The organism is Roseibium sp. 10G30-5, from assembly GCF_055809635.1.
Genome location: NZ_CM147918.1, coordinates 287,932 through 313,200 on the forward strand (window position 1 = coordinate 287,932; position 25,269 = coordinate 313,200).

Here is a 25,269-nt window from a genome sequence, read left to right on the forward strand (position 1 = left end):
CAAAATGATCCATTTGCGCGATCCTGTCTGAACGGCGAAACGACTGCGTCAGGCGGTGCCAGAGAGCAACCTTGCAGGTCATGCCAGTGGCTCGACCGCCTTTTTTCCGATCTGAATTGATAGCCTTGGACGACCTGCATGCTGAGTGGCCGGTTTTTCAACACTGGGAAAGTGTGAAATGAGTGCTAGGGAACACGTCCTTTTTGAGGCACATTATTGGTAAGAGAATGTCAGAAAGAGCTGCAAGCTCAGTTCACTCGGGTCGGCAATTGCGCACAACCGTGGTGAGACTTGTAGACGGGGGAATATGATGGGGCGTTTGACGACGCATGTACTGGACACCGCAACGGGACGTCCGGCGACAGGAATTTACATCGAGTTGTGGACGGTCGGCAGTGAGGCCGGAGAAGCTGAATGTTTGGCCAAGACAACCACCAACGAAGATGGACGGACCGAAGCGCCGATGCTCGAAGGTTCCACCTTCAAGCGCGGACTTTATGAATTGCGCTTTCATGTCGGATCTTATTTGAAGGCAACGTCCAAGACGTTGCCGGCACCGTTATTTCTCGACATGATACCGGTCCGCTTTGGCATTGCCGATCATCGCGGCCACTATCATGTGCCTTTGCTACTGTCGCCCTTCGGCTATTCAACCTATCGCGGGAGTTAAGCAATGCGCGAGACCATCCGTTTTGTGAAGGCAGGAGAGATCGTCGAGTTGGCTGACGTCCGGCCAACCGAGACGGTGCTCGATTATCTGCGCCTACGTCGCCGCGAGACCGGCACCAAGGAAGGTTGTGGTGAGGGCGATTGCGGCGCCTGCACTGTGGCTCTTGGCCGTGTTATCGAAGGCAAGATGGTCTATCAGCCGGTCAATGCCTGCATTTTGTTGCTCGGCATGATTGATGGCGCGGAACTGGTGAGCGTGGAAGATCTGGCAAGCGATGGCCGCCTGCATCCGGTGCAAAAAGCCATGGCCGAGCTGAATGGCTCGCAATGTGGCTTTTGCACGCCGGGCTTTATCATGTCGCTGTTCACGCTGTATCACAGCCCACGCAAACAGGCGACCAGAGCGCATGTCAAAGAGTGGCTGGCGGGCAATCTGTGTCGGTGCACAGGCTATCGTCCGATCATAGATGCGGCTCTTGAGAGCTGTTATGACCAGATTGACGACAGTTTCACCTTGCGCATGAGTGAAACACGGCAACTCCTTGATCAGATTAATGATGGCCGGGACGTCTATATCGGAACGGATGACACGTTCTGGGCTGCTCCTGCCACACTGGATGGGCTGACGGCGATCTATTCCCGCCATCCCAATGCGACGCTTGTGGCCGGGGCGACGGATGTTGGTCTCTGGATCACCAAGCAATTACGCGATCTGCCCAAAGTCATCTGGCTTGGCAAAGTCGATGGCCTGAATGGTCTGCGGGTCAGCGAAGATGGGCTTGTGATTGGGGCAACAGCCACTTATGCGGAGACGCGGGAGGCGATCACAGCCATATCGCCCGATCTTGGTGCGCTTTGGGGACGCATTGGCTCGACGCAGGTGCGTGCATCCGGCACGGTCGGCGGTAATATCGCCAATGGTTCGCCAATTGGAGACACGCCACCGGCCCTGATTGCCATGGGAGCAAAAGTCCGCCTTGTCGGGCCTGATGGCGCGCGTGTTTTGCCGCTGGAAGCGTTTTTCCTCGAATATGGCAGGCAGGATCGCCGCTCAGGTGAATTCGTCGAGGCGCTGGCTGTCCCGCGTCTGCGCGAAGATCAGGCATTTCGCTGCTACAAGGTCTCCAAGCGTTTCGATCAGGATATTTCCGCCGTGATGGGAGCCTTTCACCTGACCATCGAAGGCAGCGTCGTACGAGACGCTCGTATTGCCTTCGGCGGCATGGCTGGCATTCCTCAGCGCGCCAGCCAGTGCGAGGCGGCGCTTGTCGGCGCGCAACTGAACGATCCAGACAGTTGGAGCGCCGCCATGAGCGCGCTCTATCAGGATTATCAGCCGATGAGCGATGTACGCGGCAGCCGGGCTTACCGGATGGAGACAGCGCGCGCCCTTTTGGCCAAGGCCTTGATGGAGACCTCAGGCGCGCCTCCAGGTGACATTCGGTTGCGTCCCGTGCCTCTGGAGGCTGCCGAATGAAACAGGATGAATTCAGCCCCGCCAATATATCCATGACCGGAGATGCACCGTTACGCCATGTGCGCAAGAGCCTAGCCCATGACAGTGCAGTTAAGCACGTCACGGGAACAGCCACCTATACAGATGACATCATCGAGCCACATGGCACCTTGCATGTCGTGCCGGGATGGAGCCGTGATGCTGCCTGTGGGCGCATTCTTTCGATAGATCTGGAGCCAGTACTGCGTGTCGCCGGTGTGATAAAGGTTCTGACGGCGAAAGATATTCCTAGCACCAACGATTGCTCGTCTTCGTTCGATGATGACCCGGTACTGGCCGATGCCGAGATTTCCTTCTTCGGTCAGGTGTTGTTTGCTGTTATTGCGACGACGCGCGACATTGCGCGCCGCGCCGCGCGCCTTGCCGTTATCGAGGTGGCCGATCAGCAGCCGATTCTTTCGGTGGATGCTGCCCTTGCTGCTGAAACCAGCGTCATGCCTGACTATCGCTTTGGGCGTGGCAATGTCACTGCGGCGCTGGAAGCATCGCCCCGGCGGATGATCAAATCCATGCGTATTGGCGGACAGGAGCATTTCTACCTCGAAGGCCAAGGTGGCCATGGCCGTGCCGCAGGAAGATCGCGGCATGCTGGTTTACACTTCGACCCAGCACCCGACCGAGGTGCAGCACACGGTGGCCAAGGTTCTTGGGGTGCCTGAAGCACTGGTGACGGCGGAAGTTCGGCGTATGGGCGGAGGCTTTGGGGGCAAGGAAAGTCAAGCCAACCAATGGGCCAGTCTGGCGGCTCTTGCAGCCCATGAGACCGGCCGCGCCTGCAAGCTGCGTCTCGACCGTGACGACGATATGATCATGACCGGCAAGCGGCATGACTTTCGCGTCGACTGGTCGGTCGGTTTTGATGATGACGGCGTGATCCAGGCCGCCGACATGGCGTTCAATGCGCGCTGCGGCTATTCCGCAGACCTGTCGCTTGGCGTCAATGACCGCACGATGTTTCATGCAGATTCAAGCTACTATTATCCGGCAGCTAATATCTACAGTCGTCGGTTGAAGACCAACACCTGTTCCAACACTGCGTTTCGTGGCTTCGGCGGTCCACAAGGCATGTTGGCGGCCGAGTGTATGGTCGACGCCATTGCCATAACGCTTGGCGAAGACCCACTGACCATTCGCAAGCGCAATTTTTACACTGCCGAACGCAATCTGACCCCCTATGGCATGCCGGTGGAAGAACACGCGGTGCTGCATGATATTGTCACCCAATTGGAAGCGTCGTCCGAGTATTGGGCGCGCCGTGAGGAAATTCAGGCGTTTAATGCCCGCAGCCCGGTGATGAAGAAGGGGCTGGCGCTGACGCCGGTGAAATTCGGTATTTCCTTTACTCTGAAGCATCTCAATCAGGCTGGCGCACTGGTGCATGTTTATACGGATGGATCGGTGCAATTGAACCACGGCGGCACCGAGATGGGGCAGGGGCTCTATCAGAAAGTGGCGCAAGTGGTGGCCGAAGAATTCGGCATTTCCCTGAGCAAATTGCGGATCACTGCGACCAACACCTCCAAAGTGCCGAACACCGCTCCCACAGCGGCCTCTTCCGGTACCGATCTCAATGCGATGGCTGCCTTGAACGCCGCGCGCGAGATCAAGCAGCGTCTGGTGGCGCTTTTGTCGCGCACTTATGGTCATGACGCAGACCATATCGTGTTTCAGGATGATCAGGTTGTCATGCCGGATCGCACCCTGTCATTTGCAGAGGTCGCACGCGAGGCACATCTGGCGCGGGTGCAATTGTCCGATGCAGGGTTTTATGCAACGCCGAAAATAACCTGGGACCGGAATACCGCCGAAGGCCGGCCCTTCCTGTATTTCGCCTATGGGGCAGCCTGCGCCGAGGTGACGATAGACACAATGACCGGCGAACTGGTCGTCAACCGTGTCGATATTCTGCATGACGTCGGTCACTCGCTCAATCCGGCGATTGATCTCGGACAGATCGAGGGTGGGTTCGTGCAAGGCATGGGCTGGCTGACGACCGAAGAACTGGTGTGGGATGACCAAGGGCGCTTTCGGTCTCATGCCCCCTCGACATACAAGATCCCGGCTGCCGCCGACGTGCCCGATGATTTCAACGTCTCTCTCTATGCCTCGAAGGGAAATCCGGAAGAGACGATCTATGCGTCGAAGGCGGTCGGGGAGCCGCCGCTGATGCATGGCAACGCGGTGTTCTGTGCCATCAATGACGCGATTGCCAGCCTGAAACCCGGCACGGCGCCGGTTCTGCACGCACCAGCAACGCCGGAAAGCATCATGAAGGCCGTGCGCCGTATTCGGGGGCAGGTCGCCGGATGAACGAATGGCGCAACATCGCCGGACATTTGCGCGCGGGCACTGCCTGCGCTCTTGTCACATTGAGCGAGGTTGCAGGGTCGTCGCCGCGTGAGGCGGGAGCACGAATGGTGGTGCGGGCCGATGGAGCGTTTCACGGCACCATCGGCGGTGGCACATTGGAGATTTCGGCAATCCGGTGGGCCATGCAAGCGCTTGAGGATAAAAAAATCCAACTGGACTTTTTCAGCGCAGCGTGTCGCTGGGCCCGGATCTGGGGCAGTGCTGTGGCGGACGCGTCCAACTGGCGATCGAACCTTTGTTTCCCGATCAGTTGAAAATGGCGCAAGACCTGGCCGAACGTGAGGCACAAGGCGGTCTGTTTTCAACGCGGACGCGGTTGGACGCAGGACGGGCTCTCAGCCGGGAAATCCTTGTGTCTTCATCCCATGAAACGCCCTTTTCACTTTCCAATGACAGTGTTCTTGAAGAAACCTTCGGTGAGACGCGACGGCAGGTGCTTATTTTCGGGGCAGGCCATGTCGGCAAGGCGCTGGTTCTGGCCCTTGGCCCGCTGCCGTTCGATGTGGTCTGGATTGATGCGCGGTCCGACGTCTTTCCGCCGGTTCAGCCGGGGAATGTTCAGGCGGTCTGCACGTCGGAATTCGCCGCTGTCTTGCAGCAGGCAGATGCAGATGCCTTGGTGGTTGTGATGACGCATTCCCATGCGCTGGACGAAGAGATTGCCGCCAGAGCATTGGCAGAGCAACGTTTTGGCTATGTTGGTGTGATTGGTAGCAAGACCAAGCGAGCACGCTTCCTCAGCCGTTTGCGCCAACGTGGAGTACCCGATGCGGCGACCAGCAAGCTGGTGTGTCCGATTGGGTCCGGGCATTTGTCCTCCAAACTGCCTTCGGTGATCGCAGCCGGTGTGGTTGTTGAATTGCTGTCGTATGATGAGGCTTTGAAAACACTGAACTGCACAAATCGTGGGCTTGCACCATTGATTGGACTTGGTGAATAAGGCTCTATTGAACGCAAAAGGATTTTCCATTGCCTTGGCGACCAGAAAGAAACCATGGAACAGACAACAGCTTACGGTCATCGCTTTTCGAAGCCTGATGTGTTGACCGCTGTTGGACTGACCAAGCGTTTTGGCCAGACGACCGCGAATGATGGAGTTGATCTTCGGATCAATCAGGGCGAATTGCATGCTCTGCTTGGCGAGAACGGTGCAGGCAAATCGACGCTGGTGAAGATGCTTTACGGCAGCCTTGAGCCAGACATGGGAGAGATCTACTGGAAGGGTGAGAAAGTCGATCTGGCAAATCCTGCCGATGCGCGCGCGCTCGGTATTGGCATGGTGTTTCAGCATTTTTCCTTGTTCGAAGCGCTGACTGTTGCGGAGAATATCGCCCTTGCATTACCGCCCGGCCTGAGTATGCGCGATTTATCCACCCGCATCGAGCAGGTCTCCAATGAATACGGGTTGCTGGTGTCGCCCGGTGACATCATCGCAGATCTGTCGGTTGGTGTGCGCCAGCGGGTGGAGATCATTCGGTGCCTCTTGCAGGAGCCGGAACTCATCATCATGGATGAGCCGACATCCGTTCTGACGCCACAGGAAGCTGATCGGCTGTTTGATACCTTGAAGCGACTGGCCAGCGAAGGTTGCGCTATTCTCTATATTTCGCATCGCCTGGAAGAGGTGCAGCGTATCTGCCACCACGCGACGATTTTGCGGCATGGACGGGTGGTCAGCGAATGCGATCCGACCAAGGAAACACCAACCACATTGGCGCAGATGATGGTTGGTTCGACTATCGGCACACTGGCACACCAACGCCACGAGCAGGAAAACGGCAAGGTTCGTCTCAAGCTGAACAAGCTGTCCGCCTCTGCCGAAACGGCCTTCGGAACACCGCTGCACGAAATAGATCTTGATGTGCATGGTGGTGAAGTTGTTGCCATTGCCGGGATCGCCGGCAACGGTCAGGGTGAATTGTTCGAAGTCGTGTCGGGTGAACGTCTCGTGACCGCTGACATGGTTCAACTCGACGGTGAAGCTTGTGGTGCTCGGCCAATCAATTGGCGCCGCGCCCGAAATGCTGCGTTTGTGCCGGAAGAGCGTCTGGGACACGGGTCTGTTCCGGGAATGCGCCTGAGTTCGAATATCATTTTGACGCGCCACAAGACCAACGACAACCTGATCGGCAATGCCGGATTCTGTTAATCAGGCGCAAGCCGAGGCTTTAGAACGGCGCATCCGAGACATCTACGATGTTCGCATGTCGGATGAGGATTCTGCGGCCAGTTCACTGTCGGGCGGTAACTTGCAGAAGTTCGTTGTTGGTCGGGAGCTGGACCGTCAACCTGGTGTGATTGTCGTCGATCAGCCAACGTGGGGCGTCGATGCGGGCGCGGCGGTTCTGATCCGACAGGCCTTGATCGATTTATCACGTTCGGGGGCGGCGGTTCTGATTATCAGTCAGGATCTGGACGAGATTTTTGAAATGGCAGACCGCATTGCGGTCATTTCTCGCGGCCAATTGAGTGCCGCAGAGCCCATTTCAGCCATGACGCGCGAACGCATCGGTCTGCTGATGGCAGGATCTTCCGAAAAAGACACATCGGAGGGAGCAGCTCATGCGGTTTGAACTCTCCAAGCGCGAAGAGCGCAGCAAGCTCATGGCGGTTCTGTCGCCGCTGATCGCTGTTTTCCTGACTTTCGTCAGCGCAGGAATTCTGTTTGCCATTGCAGGCAAGGACCCGCAGGTCGGGCTTTTCAAATTCTTCATCGAACCTTTCTTTGATCCCTGATCGCTCCAGGAGATCGTCGTCAAGGCCACGCCGCTGGTGCTGATCGCCTGCGGCTTGTCGGTGTGTTACCTGTCCAACAACTGGAATATCGGGGCAGAAGGTCAGTTCGTTTTCGGAGCGGTTTGTGGCTCTTATCTGCCCATCGTCATGCTAGGGTTTCAAAACGAACTGACCTTGCCGCTCATGTTGATCATGGGGGTGCTTGGCGGTGCGTTTTGGGGCTTGATCCCGGCGGTGCTCAAAACGCGCTTCAATGCCAATGAGATTTTGTCCAGTCTGATGCTGGTCTATGTCGCCAATCTGTTTCTGGATTATCTGGTCCGTGGCCCTGGCGCGACCCGCAAGGCTTTAATTTTCCAGAAAGCGCGCTGTTTTCCTCATCTGCAACCCTGCCAACCATTGGCATTGGCAGCATCAATATTGGTCCTGTCATTGCTGTGATCGTGGTTATTGCGCTGGCCGTCGTGCTTGGCCGTACCATGGTGGGCTACCAGATCCGCACCCTTGGCGAGAGCCCCAAGGCGGGCCGCTTTGCCGGATTTTCACAAAAGCGCATGACGCTGGTGTCCTTTGCACTTGCGGGCGGGCTGGCCGGTCTCGCTGGAACACTTGAGGTCTCCGGGTCTCTCAATCAATTGCTGCCGTCGATCTCGCCGGGCTATGGGTTCACAGCGATCATCGTTGCGTTTCTGGGTCGTCTCAATCCTGTCGCCATTCTGGTTGCGGGTATCGTGCTGGCCTCCTCCTATATTGGTGGAGAGGCGGTGCAAGCCGATGCAAGTCTGGGCATTTCCAGCAAGATCGCTTCGGTGATCCAGGGACTGTTACTGTTTTATGTCCTGGCCTGCGATACATTGATCCTGTACCGGCTGCGGTTTATCCGCTCCGACGCCCGCAAGAAGAGCGCCGAGGTAACGCGGAATGTTTGAGGCCATCCTTCTGACCGTGATCACCGCGTCGACGCCCTTGCTGATTGCGGCCATCGGCGAACTGGTGGTCGAGCGCTCCGGTGTCCTCAATCTGGGCGTCGAGGGCATGATGATCATGGGCGCGGTCATCGGTTTCGCTGCCGCTCACACGACCGGATCAGGGACAGTTGGTGTGCTGGCGGCCATCATCGGCGGAATGCTGGTGTCCTCCATCTTTGGCTTTCTGGTGCTCAAGATGGTAACAAATCAGGTGGCAACCGGTCTGGCGTTGACCATTCTGGGTCTTGGTCTGTCGGGGCTGATCGGAGAAAGCTTTGTCGGCATTCCCGGTACACGCCTGCCGGAGCTCGACATTCCCGGTCTGTCGCAAATTCCGTTCATCGGGCCAGTTTTCTTTCATCAAGATGCCTTGGTCTATCTCAGTTTTGCGCTGGTAGCAGGGGTGCACTGGTTTCTGTTCAAGACCCGCGCCGGTCTCGTGCTGCGCGCTGTCGGTGACAATCACACCTCAGCGCATTCGCTTGGGTACTCGGTGCTCAAGGTGCGGTTTCTGGCTGTGTTGTTTGGCGGCGGCTGCGCAGGGCTCGCCGGGGCTTACATGTCGCTGGCCTACACACCGCAGTGGGTGGAAAACATGACGGCCGGGCGGGGCTGGATTGCGCTGTCGCTTGTCGTCTTCGCCAGTTGGCTGCCGCGTCGCGTAATTGTCGGGGCGTATCTTTTCGGCGCCGTGACCGTGCTGACGTTTCATGCGCAGGCGCTTGGGGTTCCCATCCCCTCGCAGTTCCTGTCAAGCCTGCCCTATATCGCGACGGTGGTGGTTCTGGTTATCATATCAGCCAACCGACGCCTGACACTGATCAACACACCAGCCTGCCTTGGGAAACCTTTCGTTCCCGACAAGTAGGCTTTTCCGGGCACCCGGAAGACGATCTCCTCGCGGTGGCGGGATCGTCAAAGTGGACATGCACCGCAAGAGTGACAGTGAGTGAAGAGGGGATTTCACATGATGAAAAAGACAATATTGGCGCTTGTCGCCGCTGTTGCCATGAGTGCGGGCGCGTCGTCGGCTGCCTCGGCAGCAGATGCAAAGGCCTGTTTCGTCTACCTTGGCCCGATTGGTGACTATGGCTGGACCTATCAGCACAATCAGGCCCGTCTGGCGATGCAGAAGCATTTCGGCGACAAGGTCGAGACCGCCTATCTAGAAAACGTGCCGGAAGGGCCGGATTCTGCCCGCGCCATTGAGCGCTTTGCACGTGGCGGCTGTGATATCGTTTACACCACTTCCTTCGGCTATATGAACCCGACGATCAAGATCGCGAAGAAGTATCCGAAGGTGAAGTTCGCACACGCCACCGGTTACAAGCGCGCCAAGAACGTTGCCACCTATGCAGGCCGGTTCTATCAGGGTCGTTATGTGATTGGCCAGATTGCGGCGAAAATGTCCAAGACCGGCGTTGCAGGATATGTTGCACCGTTCCCGATCCCGGAAGTCATCCGCGGCATGAATGCCTTCATGCTGGGCGCTCAGTCCGTCAACCCCGACTTCAAGATCAAGGTTGTCTGGGTCAACAGCTGGTTCGATCCGGGCAAGGAAGCTGATGCGGCCAAGGCACTGGTCGATCAGGGCGTCGACATCATGGTGCAGCACACGGATTCCACCGCTCCGATGCAGGTTGCTGAAGAGCGCGGCATTCACGGCTTCGGTCAGTCATCCGACATGATCAAGTTCGGTCCGCATGCGCAGTACACCGCCATCGTTGATGACTGGTCGCCGTATTACATCAATTCCATGCAGTCGGTTCTCGACGGCACCTGGAAGAGCAATGATGTCTGGGCCGGCCTGAAGGAAGGCGAGGTGCATATGGCACCTTTCACCAACCTGCCGGATGATGTCGTCAAGATGGCCGAGGCCACCGAAGACAAGATCAAGGGCGGCTGGAAAGTCTTCTCTGGTCCGATCTACAACCAGCAGGGCAAGCTCGTCGTCAAGAAGGGCGATGCCGTCTCCGACAAGGAGCTTCTGGGCATGGATTGGTTCGTCAAGGGTATCGACGAAAAGCTGTCCAAGTAAGGATACACGGTCTGGCCCCGGTTTGGGGTCAGGCCGGTTTTCTGCGCCTTTTGGGGCTTCACCCGCTGGCGCAAGTGTTTTTTTGATCAAGTCTTGATGACGGACGCGGTGCGATGACCTTTGCCTTTGCAACGGAATGGTTGAACCTTGCCTTTCGGTGGGCCCACATGGTGGTCGGCATCGGCTGGATCGGCACCTCGTTCTATTTTATTGCCCTCGATCTGTCGCTGCGCAAGCGCGAGAAGATGAACCCCGGTGTGGCAGGAACTGCCTGGGAAGTGCATGGCGGCGGTTTTTATCACGTCGAGAAATACACGGTTGCCCCAAAGGAACTGCCGGAGGATCTGCTCTGGTATAAATGGGAAGCCTATCTGACATGGATGACCGGTTTTGCGCTGCTCATCGTTCAGTATTATCTCAACGCACGCGCCTATCTTATTGACCCGAGCGTGCTGCGTCTCATGCCGAGCGAAGCCATCGTCATTTCGCTGATGTCACTTGGTGGCGGATGGTTGGTCTATGATCTTTTGTGCAAGTCGCGCATTGGTCGCAACACGCCGCTGCTGCTTGGCTGTGTCTTCGTGCTAATTGTCGCAGCAGCCTACATGTTCACACATGTGTTTTCAGGGCGCGGTGCCTTTATTCATGTCGGGGCCTTCATAGGCACGATCATGGCCGTCAATGTCTTTGGCATCATCATTCCCAATCAGAGAAAGATAACCGCCGCCTTGCTCGCCGGTCGGGACCCGGATCCGCGCCTTGGGGCGATTGGCAAGCAACGCTCAGTACACAACAACTACCTGACGCTGCCGGTGCTGTTGATGATGGTCTCGAATCATTATCCGATGATCACCGGCTATCATCAGTCGTGGTTGCTGGTGGCGCTTATCCTGATTGTCGGGGGAAGCATCCGCCACTTCTTCAATCGGCATGATGCAGGCGACACGCTCGCCAAATTCTGGTGGACCTTGCCGCTTGCCGCAGTCGGGTTCATCATTGCCGTAATGGCGACCATCCCGCATGACAATGCACTGTCCGGACAAAAAGTCAGCAACGCAACTGCCTTGTCTATTGCGCAGAAGCATTGCGCCATGTGCCACGCCGAGGTGCCCACACACGCGGGCTTCGATCAGGCGCCCAAGGGCATTCACCTGGATACGATTGCAAATCTGCGCCGTTATTCCAGCCAAATCATGGCCCAGGCTGTTCACTCCAAAACCATGCCGCTTGGCAATGAAACCGGCATGAGCGAGCAGGAGCGCCAGACGCTGGGAGCCTGGATTACACAGCAGAAGAAGTGAGTTTCGCATGCTGACGATCGACGACATTAACGGATGGGATCAAGACACCTTCGTCGCCCGACTTGGCGCTATTGCCGAGCATTCGCCGTGGGTGGCACACGCTGCCTACAACTATCATCCGTTCACCAGCCGCAGTGCGCTGGCCAAGGCATTTGAACTGGCAATGCGCACGGGCGCGCCGGAAACCCAATGGGCGCTGGTCTGTGCGCATCCTGATCTCGCAGGGAAGGCAGCGCTCGCTGGTGCCGTTGAGGACGCTTCAAAACACGAGCAGGCCGGTGCCGGACTGGACCAGCTCACGGCAGACGAGTTGGACCGCTTTACTGTGCTGAACAACCGTTACCGCGAGCAATTCGGCTTTCCCTTCATCTTTGCCGTCAAGGGTGCAGACAAGCACATGATCCTTTCGGCCTTCGAGGAGCGTCTCGAAAACCCACGCGATGTTGAGTTCGAAACTGCGCTCACTCAGGTCGCCCGCATCTTCCGTTTCCGGCTTGAAGACCTGGTCAGCAACGACACCACCTTACCTGCTCCTTGAGTGGCACATATTCCCCGCCTCGTAAAAAAACGGCCTGTCCATAAGGAACAGGCCGACAAGTAGGCTTGGGGAAGCCGGAGAGTTTTTTGATTATCGGACGTGAGGAGAGGCCGTCAGCGCTGTGCGTTGACCTGCGCCACGTCAGATTCCATCCGCTTGTAGGTGTCTTGCAAGGACAACTCGCCGACAATGAGCTGGCTCATACGCTGAACAATTGAGTTGTAGACAGCCGATGAGCCCTTTTCGAGCTGGAATTCGCGCGCTTCATCGGTGATATTCTTGACGTTGCGATTGAAGACTTTCATCGATGCCGCTGCATTATGATCTTTCAGGTGATAGTCCAGATTGTCGATTTGGGCGCCCGGAATGATCACGAACTTTTCTGCCAACTCACGCACGACTTTTTCAGATCCGAGAAATTCGACGAGTTTGGCGACATCCTTCGGGTATTTGGTGTGCTTGAAGGCTGCCAGAAAGGTACCGCCGGGCATGGTAACGCAGCCGCCTTTGCCGCAAGGCGGGTCAATGGCCGTCCATTCGAAATCATCGCCAATCTTGCGCTGGAACGGATTGACCATCCAGTTTCCGGCAAAATAGGTCGCAACATTGCCGTTGACGAATTCGTCTCCCATGTTTTTGTAACGTGATCCGCCGGCGGCTCCCCACATTTCAACCGGAAATGCACCGGTTTGCGTCCAGTGATACAGATCTGCGATGTATTTCTTGGCCGCATCGTCGGGAAAGGCGATCTTGCCATCCTTGACGTAATGCGTGCCATAGGAAAACGCAGGTCCGGAAAAACGGTGACCGGAGCGGTCCATGGTGAAGGGAATGTCGATGCCCGTTGCATCGGCGACTTTCTTCGAGGCTTCGACAATGTCAGCAAGCGTTGCGCCTTTCTTAGGCAGCGGCACACCAGCCTGATCCCACAGCGTCTTGTTGACGAAGGGCATGTCCAGCGTTTGCGACAGCTCAAACCCGCCAATTTTCGTATCTGGATCCCCTGTAACGCGAAGCTGGGCCAGCGTCTTGCCATGCAGCTTTGCAAATCCGTCCGGGTCTTTCATGTAGGGGCGCATGTCGAGAGTGTATTTCATCAACGACATGTCGGTGATCTTGGCGAGATCCGGGCCTTTGCCAACAGAAAGCTGCAAAGGCAGTTGCTCCATCAACTGAGCATAACCTGCCGTCACGAAATTGACGTGGATGTTCGGATTCTGCTTCTCGAATTCCTGAACCAGCTCTCCCATGCGCGTGATGTAAGCTGGATCGTCATCCGTGAAAGCAAACGTGATCGTGTCCTGAGCCCAGGCTGGGCGTCGACAACGCCACCGCAACTGCGGTGGTCATCAAAAATTTCAGCATTGTTTCCTCCCATCAAATGTGCAAAATTTTGCATCACTTGCTGCTAGACATTTGACCAAAACAAGGTTTATGTCAAGAAAAGTCGACGCTTAAATTGAAGGATCTGAACTTTCAACGAGAGTGCAGGGAGGAAGTTATGCAAAATATTGCACCACAAGAAACGAGCAACACAGGGCAGATTGCCTTGGTGGCCCCTGTCTGTCGGGGCAAGTCTTAATCGCTGGAAAATGGCACCAACCGAGGCGCGCCATTTTCCCGGTCAGGCACGAGTGCATCCGGATCAGGTGGATTATGTCTTCATCAACGGTTGGGTCGATACGGGGGATTTGCCGTGCCGGGAAGCATATCGGGACGTTCTGAAGGAGCAAATGTTGTGTTTGCCGCCATCCGAGGCATTTCACGATATTTATCTTGGCGGTGAAGATCCGCGTACCGATTTCTCGACTTTTTGTGCACAGCCGACCTTGATCGGGCGATGGGCGCGGGCCCAGATTCACTCTGACACTGACCAGACTTTGACCATCGAGCTGGAAACCTGTGGGGCGGTTTACCTTTGGGCGGGTTCTGAACAGGTCGCCAGACTGGAGGCCATTGATCGCAACAGACCTCACCGCAGTCGACACACTTTCACCATCCCGGCCGGAGAAACGGTTCTGACCGTCTATCTGGAAGATATGCACGAGCGCGATACCCTGTGTTTCTTTCGACTGACGTTGGTTGAAGGTGAGGGGGTGTTGGCAGGCTTGAGCGCAAACGTCGACCCTGACCGCCTGCAAGATGTTGCGGCAACGTTGAATGGATTGCGAACCGAGAAACTGTTTCATGATCAGGGCGATGTCTGCATCATCTCCGATCATGCGCCCGCACAGCCTGTTGAAATCGTTCTGCACGACGGCCACAGCGGAGCAGCCGATCTTCCGGAAAGCGATGTGCTTGAGCCGTTTCCACTTGCAGGCGGTCCCGTGACAGTTACCCTTTACAAGGCGGGTGATCGGCACTCTGTTGCCAACGTTGATGCGTTGTCACCCGGATGTTACGGGCTGATTTTAACCGCCGACCTTGGTGATGTACGCCTGTCGAAGGTGCTCGGAACCACGGTCTCGGGCACGTCGAAGAGGCTGAGGGCAGCCACCCTGGAAGAGCGCAAGCAAGAGGCGCAGGCGCTGATTTGTTCCGAAGGGGGCGACACGGTCTCCAGGGCCCTTGTGCTCCTGAAAAGGCACGAAAAACCCAAGGAGGTGGAGGCCATCCTGCGGGATGCGCTGGATCGCATCAATGGTCGGCATGATTGCGCCGATTTTCTGCTGATGCCACTTATCTGGATCTGGCGCGATCACGCCGGAACGCAGCTCTCCGAGATCCTTTGGAACGAAATCCGCGATGCCATTTTGTCGTTTCGTTATTGGCTGGATGAGCCGGGAAATGACGTTATGTGGTTCTGGAGCGAGAACCACGTTCTCAGCTTTCACGTTGCGCAATATCTGGCGGGAGAGACCTTTCCGGACGAGATCTTCTCCAACAGCGGAAAAGCGGGACGGGATCACGCCAATGAAGCCTTGCGTCGTTTGAATTTATGGTTCGATTCCGTTGATCAAAACGGTCTCGCCGAGTGGAATTCAGCTTGCTACTACCCTGTTGACCTGATCGGCCTTTTTACTCTGGCGCAATGCAGTCCGGACAGCGGATTGAAACGCCGCACCAGCGGTTTGATCGACCATATTCTGGCGATGGCAGCATTGCACACGCTGAACGGTGTTCCGGCAGGAACGCAAGGACGGGTTTATGAGCGTGAACTTTTCGCAGGTCCAGCCACCGAGTTGACACCCGTCATGGCGATCGCTCTCGGCGGCATCTGGTCGCCGGAGAGAGAACGTGCTGCTGGCCTTTTCAGCGTCAGCGATTATACCCCGCCAGCACGTCTTGCCCAGTTGCACGATCTGTCTGACTGCTCCGTGCTAACTGCACGTTATACCCAAGGTCACGGCCACAATGCCAAGCTTGTTTTGTGGAAGACCAAAGACACGCTGTTGTCGTCGGTGATGGATCATCGCACCGGTGATCATGGCCATCAGCAGCACGTCAGCGAGATCAAGTTTGCCGGGCATCCGCTGGCTCGCGTCTGGATCAATCACCCGGGAGAATTGCGGGTCTGGGGTGGCGGACGCCCCTCCTACTGGATGGGCAGTGGAGTTCTGCCGCGGGTCACCCAGACCGAAAATGTCTCGGCACTGGTCTATGATCTGGCCCGAGACCCTTCGGCCATCGCCTTTACCCATGTCTTTGCCCCGGCAGAGCTGGTCAGCGAGATCCACCACGAAGGCTGTTGGCTGTTTGTGCGTCTGGAAGAGGGCTATGCCGGGATCTGGAATTCGGCCGGGCTGGTGCCACATGAGAGCGGACTTTACGCAGGCAGCGAATGGCGCAGTCCTGCACGTCAAAGCGGCTGGTTGCTGGTAGCCGGATCGGTCACAACCCATGGCAGCTTTTCGGCGTTTCAAGCTCAGTGCAGCGCTCTGGAGCCTACGTTTGACGCGGACTTGTTGCGCTTGTCTTACACCCAGAACACCGACGCGAGAGCCTGCGACTTCCAGCAAGGCCTCTTGTCTGGTGCGACGCTTACCCCCACGACATTCACCCCTTTGACGACAGTTCCCAACATCTCGATAGATGGCGGCGTGCTCGGTCCCCTGGAGTTTTTGCAAGCATGATGATTGAAGATGTGAGCGAGCTGGAAGAACAGATTGCTGCCCTGTCAGTTGGGTTTCGCCGCCTGAAGGGCATTGGCAACGAAGGCTAGGCCTCCTCTGACGAGATTGGTTTCGAAGAATGGGACTGGGAAGTCGGCGTCGGCCTCTATGGTGAGTTTCGACGTGCCGAGGCGCGCGCCGATGAGCGTGCGATGAAGCGGCTTGAGCGGTGGTACGAGCGCAAAATCACCGATGGACTGCCGCGCCGACAAATCAATTCAACTGCCCCGATGTTGGCCTTCACCTTGTTGGCGGCCGAGCGCAACCGAACGGATTGGCACCCGGTGATCGAGGCCTGGGCAGATTGGGTCCACAGAGCCATGCCGAAAACGGAAGAGGGCGGCTATCAGCATCTGGTCAAGGAAAGAGACAATGATGGCCAGCTTTGGGATGACACGCTTTTCATGGCCGTGCTTTTCATGGCTACCGCTGGCCGGTTATGCGATCGCCCGGACTGGATCGAGGATGCGCACTACCAGTTTCTCACGCATGTCCGTTTTCTGGCGGATCGTGAAACGGGACTGTTCTTCCATGGCTGGACGTTTCACGGGCGGCATAATTATGCAAAGGCGCTTTGGGCGCGGGGCAATTGCTGGGTGACCATTGCCATCCCCGAGCTGTTTCGCATCTGCGCCCCACGCGCCGAAACTGCCCGTTATTTGCGTGAAGTCTTGCAGACGCAGGTGAAGGCTCTCAGCGGCTTTCAAAACGCAGAGGGCCTGTTCCACACCCTGCTGGACGATCCAAGCAGCCCGGTCGAAGCCTCAGGAACCGCGGGCGTCGCCTACGGCATTCTGGCGGCTTTGCGAGAAGGGTTGATCGACAGTCGTTATTCCCACGTCGTGACCTAGGCCTACAGGGCAATCGCCCAGCGCATTGATGCGGATGGCTTTCTGCTGGAAGTTTCTGACGGCACACCTATGGGCGACACGCTCGATTTTTACAAACGCATTCCGAATTTGCCGACCCCATACGGGCAGGCTCTTGGGTCGCTGTTTCTGATGGAACTTCAACGCGCGCGGGAGGCGTAGCGCAAGACAACGGCCCGGTTACACATTTTGGGAGGAAACAAAACAATGGCATCCATTCAAATGGACGGCCTTACAAAGGCATATGGCGCATTGGAGGTCATCCACAGCGTTACTCTGACGATCAATGAGGGCGAATTTGTCGCTCTCGTCGGGCCGTCCGGCTGTGGCAAGTCGACCATGCTGCGCCTGATCGCCGGGCTTGAGACAATCAGCGGCGGCACGATTGCATTTGATACGCAACGCGTGAACGACCTGACGCCATCGCAGCGTGGCATTGCCATGGTGTTTCAGTCCTATGCACTTTATCCGCACCTCAGCGTGCGCAAGAACCTGTCGTTCGGGCTGGAAAATCTGCGCATGGAGAAGGCCGAGATTACGCGCCGGGTGGACGAAGCGGCATTGATGCTGGAACTCGGGCCTTATATGGACCGCAAGCCCAAGGCCCTGTCAGGGGGGCAAAGACAGCGCGTCGCCATTGGTCGCGCGATTGTTCGCCAGCCGAAAGTCTTCCTGTTTGATGAACCCCTGTCCAATCTGGATGCCAAACTGCGCGTGCAGACGCGAGGCGAGATCACCAAGTTGCACCGCGACCTTGGCCACAACGATGGTCTATGTGACCCACGATCAGGTTGAAGCCATGACCATGGCGCAAAAGATCGTGGTGATGAATGCAGGCTGCGTTGAGCAGGTCGGCAAGCCGCTGGAATTGTTCGAACGTCCCGCCAATCTGTTTGTCGCAGGCTTCATCGGATCACCTCGCATGAACCTTTACGATGGAACCCTTGAAGAGATCGATGGGGAGACGATCACCGTGCGGTCGCCTGAAAGCGGCGTGTTGACGTTGCAAGGGCGTCGTGCAGATGGACTGACGAAAGGCAACAGGATCAAGATCGGCCTTCGGCCCTCGCACTTCACAGTGGGCGGTGACGGAACACATCATCTCGTCGTCGACCAGGTGGAGAGCATGGGTCATGAGACGTTTCTTTATGGCAAGCTCAATGGCACGGGCGAAGACACCATCGTGCATGTTGCCAATCATCTGGAGGCAGAGCTTGGCGCACGTATCCCTGTCTCCCTGACGCCTGAGAATGTGCATGTGTTTAACGCCGAGACCGGCCAGGCGCTGGGGAGGGGCTAGTCATATGACACAATCCCTGACTCACTATGGCGACCAGGTGCTTGAAGCCGCGATGCGGTTGGTCGAATTTCCTTTTTCGCTGTTGCAGCGCTGGCTTGGGTTGCGTCGCATGCCTTATGTCTTTGTGCTGCCGAATATGGTGCTGTTTGCCGTTTTCGTGTTCGTGCCGGTCATTCTGGCAATCGGATACGCCTTTACCGGCGGCACCAATCTGCTCATTTGGCAGAGGCCATTCGTCGGACTGGAAAACTTCCGCGAACTGATGGCCTGCAAGAGTTATCTGTCTCCTGCGACATGCAAGCTGGATCTGTTCTGGACGGCGGTCTGGAACACCTTATGGTACACGATCTGCAATGCCACCGGCACGCTTGTGGTCGCTCTCGTCACAGCGCTGATTCTCAATCGCACCCGTTTTGCCAAGGGGCTCTTTCGCGCCATCTTCTTCTATCCAGTGCTTCTGTCGCCCGTTGTTGTCGGACTGGTGTGGAAATGGTTTCTCGCCCGCAATGGCATTCTCAACTCGCTGATGGTCGAGCTTTTCAGCCACCGCATTATCTTTCTGCTCGACATCTACTGGTCACGCTTCTGGGTGGTCTATGTGTCCGTCTGGTTTCACATGGGCTTCTACACCCTGATCATCCTTGCAGGATTACAGGCCATTCCGCGCGACATCTATGAGGCTGCTCAGGTCGACGGCACCAATCGCTGGCGGCAGTTCTGGCGGCTGACGCTGCCCTTGCTGATGCCCAATCTTCTTGTGGTTCTGGTTTTGCTGTTAATCCGGTCAGTGCAGGTCTTTGATGAAGCCTGGGTACTGACCAATGGAGGAGGGCCGGGCACCGCCAACCACTTCCTCGTGCAATTTATCTATGAAACCGCCTTTGCCAGTGACGTGCGCCTTTATGGCCTTGCATCGGCCGCCTCGGTGCTTATGGGGCTGGCCCTGCTGGTTTTGACACTCCTGCAATTGTGGATCAGCAAGAAGGTGGAGCACTGACATGTCCTTCCTGACAAGAACCCGCCGATCGGGCCATATTGATGTCACCGACGTTTTGTCCTGGGTCTGGTTGATCATGGGAACCTTTGCGGTTGCCATCCCTTTGTGCTGGACCATTCTCTCGTCCTTCAAGACCGAGGCGGAGATCAACAGCTTTCCGCCCAGCCTGCTGCCACGCGCAACACAACAAATTCAAATCAAGGGCTATGACGAGCCGCTGCCGGTTTACATCTACACCGACAAAAGCGGCAAGACCCATGAGGTCGGGCTTGTGCGCCGCATCGGACTGCGGGCAACGATCGTTGATCCTGCCAAGCCAACGATAAAGCAGAAGGTCGACATCAAGACAATCACCAAGAAACAGCACTTGCATTTTCAATGGTCGAACTACACGGATCCATTGAACAAGTTCGACTTTCCGACCTATTTGAAGAATTCGGTCTTCGTCACCACCGTGGCGACGCTCCTGACATTGGTGCTGAATTCCATGGCAGCGTTTGCCCTGTCGAAATATCGGTTCAAGGGCTCGCAGACCATCTTCGTGCTCATCCTCAGCACACTGATGCTGCCCCTGTCGGTGATCATGGTGCCAGCGTTCATTGTCATCGTCGGGCTGAACCTCGCCGACAATCTGTGGGGGGTGATCCTGTCGACGGTGGCAACACCAACCGGGGTTTTCCTGTTGCGACAATACATGCTGACAATTCCCGACGACCTGATCGAGGCAGCAAGGGTGGACGCGGCATCAGAGTTCCGCATCTACTGGCGGATCATGTTGCCCTTGTCAGCGCCCGCTCTTGCCGTTCTTGCAATTTTCTCAGTGATTTGGCGCTGGAACGATTTCCTTTGGCCTCTGATCGTGCTTTCAAGCCCAAAAAACTATACCTTGCAGATCGGGCTGAATGCGTTTCAGGGGCAATTCACGGTGCAATGGCAATATATCCTGGCCATGACTGTCATCGCGTTGCTTCCCGTCACCTTGATCTTCTTGTTTCTTCAACGGTACATCACCGAAGGTGTCGCCAGTTCCGGAGTGAAATGACGTGAATCTCAAGCAAATTGCCGAGGCCGCAGGTGTGTCCGTCAGCACCGTAAGCCGCGCCCTGAACGGCAATCCGAAGATCTCGGAGGAGGTGCGCTTGCGCGTCCTCCAGATCGCGCGCAACCAGGGTTATGTCGAAAAGCGCATCAAGCAGGCCACTCAGGCGGCTGGGTTGCATTCTTTTGTGCTGGCGGCTCCCGAAAACATGTTGCGCCCAAGCGAAGTTAATTTCGCGTCCTGGCGCATTCTGGAGGCTCTGCGCACCGAATGCACCCGGCGTGGATTGCGCATTGATCCGGTTCTGAGCGCGGGCGACACGCTGGACCCGGAGACTGTTCTGGCAGGCATTGAGCGCTCCGATGCGGAAGGCATCATTGTTTACTTCGACGAGAACCCCGAATTGCTCGGCCAACTCAGTGGGCTTGACCGGCCCGTTGTTCTGCTGTTTGGCTTGGATCCCACGTCGCGGGTCAGCTCTGTCGGCATTGGCAATGGATATGCCGCCCGGTTGGGCGCAAGTTATCTTTATGACCTTGGTCATGACGATATTCTGCTGGTGTCCTGGAGCGGACGCTACACCATTCGCCGACGCGAGGCAGGATTCCGCGAAGTGGCACGGGAACGCGGGCATCAAGCGCCAGAAGCCGATATTCTGAGGCTGTCAGGCTTCACTCCGGAACTGGCAGAAGCCGAGTTTGACGCCTATCTGGATGGTTGCGATGGCAAACCTCCCTACAGCGCCATTTTCTGCCTGTCTGACAATATTGCGCTTGGTGTCATGAAAAGCCTGCAAAAACGCGGGCTGAACGTTCCTGAAGATGTCTCGCTGTTGGGCTTTGACGACAGCATGGCAGGGGCAATGAGCGAACCGGCCTTGACCTCGGTCAAGCCGCCGCTGGACGAAATCGGCGTGACAGCTTTGGAAGAGCTGGAGTTGCACCTGCGGCGTGGTCCGGGCCATCTGGCACGGCGTGTCGAGCTGGGCTGCACCATCAGCACGCGAGCCAGTTGCATGCGCCGATGACGGCGACAGGGCGTTTATGCCACTTGTCTTGTCAGACGTGCATGATCACTTCAGATGCTTTTCCAATGCCGTCTCAGGCTTTGGTCACAACAGGACTTGACATTTAAGCAGCAAGATTGGAAACGGGGGCTACAGGAAGAGTGTCCGAGTGGTTTAAGGAACTGGTCTTGAAAACCAGCGAGCGGGGAACCGTTCCGTGGGTTCGAATCCCACCTCTTCCGCCATTATCCCCATGACGAACCAGTGACACCGCCCTGACGGGCACGGATTTTTCCGTGTTATCAAAGGGGTTTGCGGGAACCGACCGAACCTCATAGACGCGCCGCCTTGCCAAAGCTGGGCTCAGAATGGCCCTCAGTCTTAGTTTGGGCGAACACCTATGGCCGCGTGGTCGCGATCACCCGCCAAACGCTGATCAACGATGATCTCGACGCCTTCACCCGGATCCCGGCAATGTACGGCAACTCCATCGCGCAGCTGGAGTCGGACGTGGTCTGGGGCATCATCACCGCCAACCCGGCGATGGCCGATGGCAACGCCCTGTTCCACACCAACCACAAGAACCTCGCAGGGACCGGCGCAGCGCTGGCGGTCGATGCCGTGGGCGCGGCCCGTGCGGCGATGGCCAAGCAGACCGGTCTCGACAAGAAGACGGTGCTGAACGTTCGCCCCGCTTTCCTGATCGTGCCCGCATCGCTCGAACTGAAGGCCGAGCAGATGGTTGCCCAAAACCTCGTGCCAGCCGCAACCTCCAACGTCGTGCCTCAGTCGATCCGGACGTTGGCACCAATAAGCGAGCCCCGGCTCGATGCTGCCAGCGAGACCGCTTGGTATCTGGCGGCCAGTCCGAACCAGATCGACACCATCGAGTACGCTTATCTCGAGGGTCAGCAGGGCGCCTATATCGAGACGCGCAATGGCTTCGACGTCGACGGCGTCGAGATCAAGTGCCGCCTCGACTTCGGCGCCAAGGCCATCGACTGGCGCGGCCTCTACAAGAACCCGGGCGCATAACCGGGCCATCCCAGACATCTCACCTCTGACGGGCGGTCCAATCGGGCCGCCCGTTCGCTTTTGCAAAGGATCTCATAATGAAAAACTACGTCCAGCCCGGCAAGATCATCACGCTTACCGCGCCCTATGCGGTCTCATCCGGCGACGGCCTGCTCGTCGGCTCCATTTTCGGCGTGGCCGCAGGGGACGCCGAAAATGCCGAGACGATCGAAGCCGCGCTTGTCGGCATCTTCGATCTGAAGAAGGTCGCCTCCCAAGCCTGGTCCGCCGGTGACAAGGTCTATTGGGACAACACCAACAAGGAAGCGACCAAGACCGCCACGGCGAACACGCTGATCGGCGTGGCCACCGAAGCTGTTGCAGGCGGCGCGGGTGACCTGATCGGCCGGGTGCGCCTGAACGCGAGCTTCTGATGACAGCGTTTGCCGCCATTCTGGATGCGTTGTTCGCCGATCCGAATATCGGCCGAGAGGCGGTCTACACCTCCGATGGCGGCGCGCCCGTGCTGGTGCGCGTCGTCTCCCGGCAGGCCGACGCCATTTCCGACTTCGGCGATGCCCGGCTCTGGTCGGAAACCACCCGGATCGACCTTCGCGTCACCGAGGTTCTGGCCCCGCGTCCGGGCGACCGCTTGGAAATCGATGGCGACGCCTTCCTCATCCAGGGCGAGCCCGTCCGAGATCGCGAGCGGCTGGTCTGGGCCGTGGACCTGAGGCCCGCGTGAAGATCAAACTCGATATCGATCCCGACATCGTGGCCATGATGGCAGCCGAGGTCGTGGCCGGGGAGCGCGCAGTTACGGCCGCCATGCGTGAGGCCGGAACCGGGCTGAAGACGGCTTGGCGCACACAGATTACTGGCGCGGGGCTTGGACGAAGGTTAGCCAACTCGATCCGCAACCAGAACTTCCCGAGGTCGGGCGAAAGCCTCGATGCGGCCGCGCTGATTTGGTCTAAAGCGCCGGTGATTGTCGGCGCGCATGATACCGGCCCACTGATCCGTTCCAAGGATGGGTTCTGGCTAGCAATCCCGCTGCCTGCGGCAGGTAAGTCCACGCGCGGCGGGCGGGTCACCCCCGGTGAATGGGAACGGCGACGCGGCCTGCGCCTGCGGTTTATCTATCGCCGCAATGGGCCGAGCCTGCTGGTGGCGGAGGGGCGGCTGAACACGAAGGGCCAAGCGGTCGTGTCCCGCTCGAAGACCGGGCGTGGCAAAGTCACCGCGCCGATCTTCCTGCTGGTACCGCAGGTCAAGCTTCCAAAGAGGTTGGACTTGGCGCGGGATGCCGAGCGAGCGCTCGACAGCACCCCGGCATTGATCGTCGCAAAATGGGTGGAGGGAAACGTAGCCCGACTGTAGTATGGTGCATGCTCGATAGATCACATTGGCGACACATGCAGCCTGTACCCTCTACTGCCATCAAGAAGTACCCGCCGAGGGGGCCTGTTCAACAGTACCGATTCAAGGAAGCAACTGCCTTCGACTGTGTTCGCTGCGGAACCTCAAAGAAATCGAAGCTGATTACAGTTTATCTCGGCGACTGGGATAAGAGGTTGTGTAACGGCTGCTATGGAAGACTGTTGTCGATCTACGAGATCAAGGCTGGGTCTGGATCGGATGAAGAAAGAATTGATCAGCTTGTAGAAGCTCTTCAATCTCTGGTCGATGCTGATGCAGTCAAGCGGGAAGAGAGACTCCTTCTCGCAAGGGATGCGCGTCTAGAAAAACTTACGCCAGAAGCCGTAAGATTTCTCGCGACGAGTGAGAAGCTCTCTGAGAGCTTGGGAGAGGATCCAGAACTTGAATGGTCACCTGCGATAATCGGCCTGTGTAAGACGGTTGAGGTTGAGATCGTAAAACGGATCATGATGCCGCTTGCGAAGCGTAGTGTGGGCATATCGCTGAGCGACGACATAAAAGACAAGGACATTGGACGGGTCGCAAAATTTTGCGCCAAGTCGGACGGGAAGCCGCCCGAGATTGGTGTTTTTGCACATTTCCTCCAAACAGTCATTCATAGTCAGGCCCGCCGCGAAGAAAGCCCACTCATCTCCGTATTTCTTGGTTTGCTCGCCGATTGGCCTGGCTCGAATTGGATGCTCCAACCGAGCGGCTTGCACAGCTCTCTGAACACCCTGACGTCGAAATTTCGGAATCGAGCGGCGCATATAGATGAAATGAATCGATCAGATTATGAAGTTTGCCGTGATCTAGTTTCTGGCGAAAATGGCATGGTATGGCGACTGATTTTGTCAACAAGTTCAGTTAAAAACGAGAAGTCGTAAGTCCTGCTGCTGCTCTGAGCTCATCGGGCGACCTAGAAGGCTACTTCCTCCAAATGCCCACCCCACGCCAAACAATCCTCACCGCGCTGCACGCGCGGCTTTCGGCGCTGCCCGCCACGGCCCTGCGTGGTGAGGTGCTGCCCGAGCGCGTCCCGGCCGATGGGCTGCTGATCCTGCGCGACGGCGAGCCGGGGGAGCCCGAGGTGACTTTGTCGCCCTTGCGCTACCACTACCAGCACCGCGCCGAGATCGAAGCCGTCGTGCAGGGCACCGACCGCGACGCGGCCTTCGATACCCTGACCGCCAGCATCGGCGCGGCGCTCGCCGCCGACCGCACGCTGGGCGGGTTGTGCGACTGGGTCGAGGCGGAAGCGCCCCGTCCCGTCGATCTGCCAGTCGAGGGCGCGGCCAGCCTGAAGGCCGCCGTCATCCTGGCGGTGCTGCACCATTCCACGGCCGATCCGCTCGGCTGACCCCGACAATCCGAGGA

The 25,269-nt window shown here is 57.4% G+C and carries 19 protein-coding genes, 1 tRNA gene and 5 pseudogenes; 24 read left to right on the forward strand and 1 reads right to left on the reverse strand.

The window, feature by feature from the left end; all coding sequences use genetic code 11:
• The first annotated feature begins 310 nt into the window (after positions 1 to 310).
• From uraH to uraD, 11 genes and pseudogenes are all read left to right on the forward strand, one after another.
• Entirely contained in the window at positions 311 to 670 is a 360-nt protein-coding gene (gene uraH, locus AC0L7U_RS01540; RefSeq protein WP_473693264.1) for a hydroxyisourate hydrolase, read from the forward strand.
• A gap of 3 nt (positions 671 to 673) precedes the next feature.
• On the forward strand, positions 674 to 2,146 hold the full coding sequence (gene xdhA / locus AC0L7U_RS01545; RefSeq protein ID WP_473693266.1) for a xanthine dehydrogenase small subunit: 1,473 nt from the start codon (positions 674 to 676) through the stop codon (positions 2,144 to 2,146).
• Between the two features lie 32 nt (positions 2,147 to 2,178).
• Positions 2,179 to 4,495 (forward strand): annotated as a pseudogene (xdhB, locus tag AC0L7U_RS01550) (xanthine dehydrogenase molybdopterin binding subunit).
• On the forward strand, positions 4,492 to 4,809 hold the full coding sequence (locus tag AC0L7U_RS01555) for an XdhC family protein (RefSeq protein ID WP_473693268.1): 318 nt from the start codon (positions 4,492 to 4,494) through the stop codon (positions 4,807 to 4,809). The pseudogene xdhB and the gene AC0L7U_RS01555 overlap by 4 nt, the downstream one beginning before the upstream one ends.
• Entirely contained in the window at positions 4,728 to 5,495 is a 768-nt protein-coding gene (gene xdhC, locus AC0L7U_RS01560; protein WP_473693270.1) for a xanthine dehydrogenase accessory protein XdhC, read from the forward strand. Before AC0L7U_RS01555 ends, xdhC begins: the two co-directional genes overlap by 82 nt.
• A gap of 54 nt (positions 5,496 to 5,549) precedes the next feature.
• A pseudogene (locus tag AC0L7U_RS01565) lies at positions 5,550 to 7,128 on the forward strand (ABC transporter ATP-binding protein).
• Positions 7,118 to 8,220, forward strand: a pseudogene (locus AC0L7U_RS01570) (ABC transporter permease). The pseudogenes AC0L7U_RS01565 and AC0L7U_RS01570 overlap by 11 nt, the downstream one beginning before the upstream one ends.
• Positions 8,213 to 9,127, forward strand: a complete 915-nt coding sequence (locus AC0L7U_RS01575; RefSeq protein WP_473693272.1) for an ABC transporter permease — start codon at positions 8,213 to 8,215, stop codon at positions 9,125 to 9,127. The pseudogene AC0L7U_RS01570 and the gene AC0L7U_RS01575 overlap by 8 nt, the downstream one beginning before the upstream one ends.
• A 102-nt stretch (positions 9,128 to 9,229) precedes the next feature.
• Entirely contained in the window at positions 9,230 to 10,297 is a 1,068-nt protein-coding gene (locus AC0L7U_RS01580) for a BMP family ABC transporter substrate-binding protein (protein WP_473695614.1), read from the forward strand.
• A 113-nt stretch (positions 10,298 to 10,410) separates the two neighbouring features.
• Positions 10,411 to 11,598, forward strand: coding sequence for a urate hydroxylase PuuD (locus AC0L7U_RS01585; RefSeq protein ID WP_473693274.1), 1,188 nt, complete (start codon positions 10,411 to 10,413; stop codon positions 11,596 to 11,598).
• 7 nt (positions 11,599 to 11,605) lie between these two features.
• A complete protein-coding gene (gene uraD, locus AC0L7U_RS01590) occupies positions 11,606 to 12,136 on the forward strand; it encodes a 2-oxo-4-hydroxy-4-carboxy-5-ureidoimidazoline decarboxylase (RefSeq protein WP_473693276.1) in 531 nt (176 codons plus the stop codon).
• Between the two features lie 113 nt (positions 12,137 to 12,249).
• Here the strand turns inward: uraD and AC0L7U_RS01595 are convergent, their stop codons facing one another.
• On the reverse strand, positions 12,250 to 13,473 hold the full coding sequence (locus tag AC0L7U_RS01595) for an ABC transporter substrate-binding protein (protein WP_473693278.1): 1,224 nt from the start codon (positions 13,471 to 13,473) through the stop codon (positions 12,250 to 12,252).
• A 207-nt stretch (positions 13,474 to 13,680) separates the two neighbouring features.
• On the opposite strand from AC0L7U_RS01595, the gene AC0L7U_RS01600 reads away from it, so the two are divergent.
• The 13 genes and pseudogenes from AC0L7U_RS01600 to AC0L7U_RS01660 all read left to right on the forward strand — a co-directional run bounded on the left by AC0L7U_RS01600 (position 13,681) and on the right by AC0L7U_RS01660 (position 25,252).
• Positions 13,681 to 16,209, forward strand: coding sequence for a hypothetical protein (locus AC0L7U_RS01600; RefSeq protein WP_473693280.1), 2,529 nt, complete (start codon positions 13,681 to 13,683; stop codon positions 16,207 to 16,209).
• 104 nt (positions 16,210 to 16,313) lie between these two features.
• Positions 16,314 to 17,279, forward strand: a pseudogene (gene bglB, locus AC0L7U_RS01605) (beta-galactosidase BglB).
• Between the two features lie 45 nt (positions 17,280 to 17,324).
• Positions 17,325 to 18,417: pseudogene (locus AC0L7U_RS01610) on the forward strand (ABC transporter ATP-binding protein).
• Between the two features lie 4 nt (positions 18,418 to 18,421).
• Complete coding sequence (locus AC0L7U_RS01615; protein WP_473693282.1) at positions 18,422 to 19,414, forward strand: carbohydrate ABC transporter permease; 993 nt, start codon at positions 18,422 to 18,424, stop codon at positions 19,412 to 19,414.
• 1 nt (position 19,415) lies between these two features.
• Entirely contained in the window at positions 19,416 to 20,456 is a 1,041-nt protein-coding gene (locus AC0L7U_RS01620; protein ID WP_473693284.1) for a carbohydrate ABC transporter permease, read from the forward strand.
• Between the two features lies 1 nt (position 20,457).
• Positions 20,458 to 21,480, forward strand: a complete 1,023-nt coding sequence (locus tag AC0L7U_RS01625) for a LacI family DNA-binding transcriptional regulator (protein ID WP_473693286.1) — start codon at positions 20,458 to 20,460, stop codon at positions 21,478 to 21,480.
• Between the two features lie 134 nt (positions 21,481 to 21,614).
• Positions 21,615 to 21,704 (forward strand) — tRNA-Ser (locus AC0L7U_RS01630).
• A gap of 103 nt (positions 21,705 to 21,807) precedes the next feature.
• On the forward strand, positions 21,808 to 22,494 hold the full coding sequence (locus tag AC0L7U_RS01635; protein ID WP_473693288.1) for a phage major capsid protein: 687 nt from the start codon (positions 21,808 to 21,810) through the stop codon (positions 22,492 to 22,494).
• Between the two features lie 77 nt (positions 22,495 to 22,571).
• Positions 22,572 to 22,907: a DUF2190 family protein gene (locus tag AC0L7U_RS01640; protein ID WP_473693290.1), complete on the forward strand. Its 336-nt coding sequence runs from the start codon at positions 22,572 to 22,574 to the stop codon at positions 22,905 to 22,907.
• Positions 22,907 to 23,218 (forward strand): head-tail joining protein, encoded by a 312-nt coding sequence (locus tag AC0L7U_RS01645; RefSeq protein ID WP_473693292.1) that lies wholly within the window; start codon positions 22,907 to 22,909, stop codon positions 23,216 to 23,218. Before AC0L7U_RS01640 ends, AC0L7U_RS01645 begins: the two co-directional genes overlap by 1 nt.
• Positions 23,215 to 23,853 carry a DUF6441 family protein gene (locus tag AC0L7U_RS01650; protein WP_473693294.1) on the forward strand — a complete coding sequence of 213 codons (639 nt, stop codon included), beginning with the start codon at positions 23,215 to 23,217 and terminating at the stop codon, positions 23,851 to 23,853. Before AC0L7U_RS01645 ends, AC0L7U_RS01650 begins: the two co-directional genes overlap by 4 nt.
• 221 nt (positions 23,854 to 24,074) lie before the next feature.
• The gene (locus AC0L7U_RS01655) at positions 24,075 to 24,779 is read left to right on the forward strand and encodes a hypothetical protein (RefSeq protein ID WP_473693296.1); all 705 of its coding nucleotides are present in this window, start codon (positions 24,075 to 24,077) and stop codon (positions 24,777 to 24,779) included.
• A 53-nt stretch (positions 24,780 to 24,832) separates the two neighbouring features.
• Positions 24,833 to 25,252, forward strand: coding sequence for a hypothetical protein (locus tag AC0L7U_RS01660; protein ID WP_473693298.1), 420 nt, complete (start codon positions 24,833 to 24,835; stop codon positions 25,250 to 25,252).
• Positions 25,253 to 25,269: the final 17 nt, after the last annotated feature.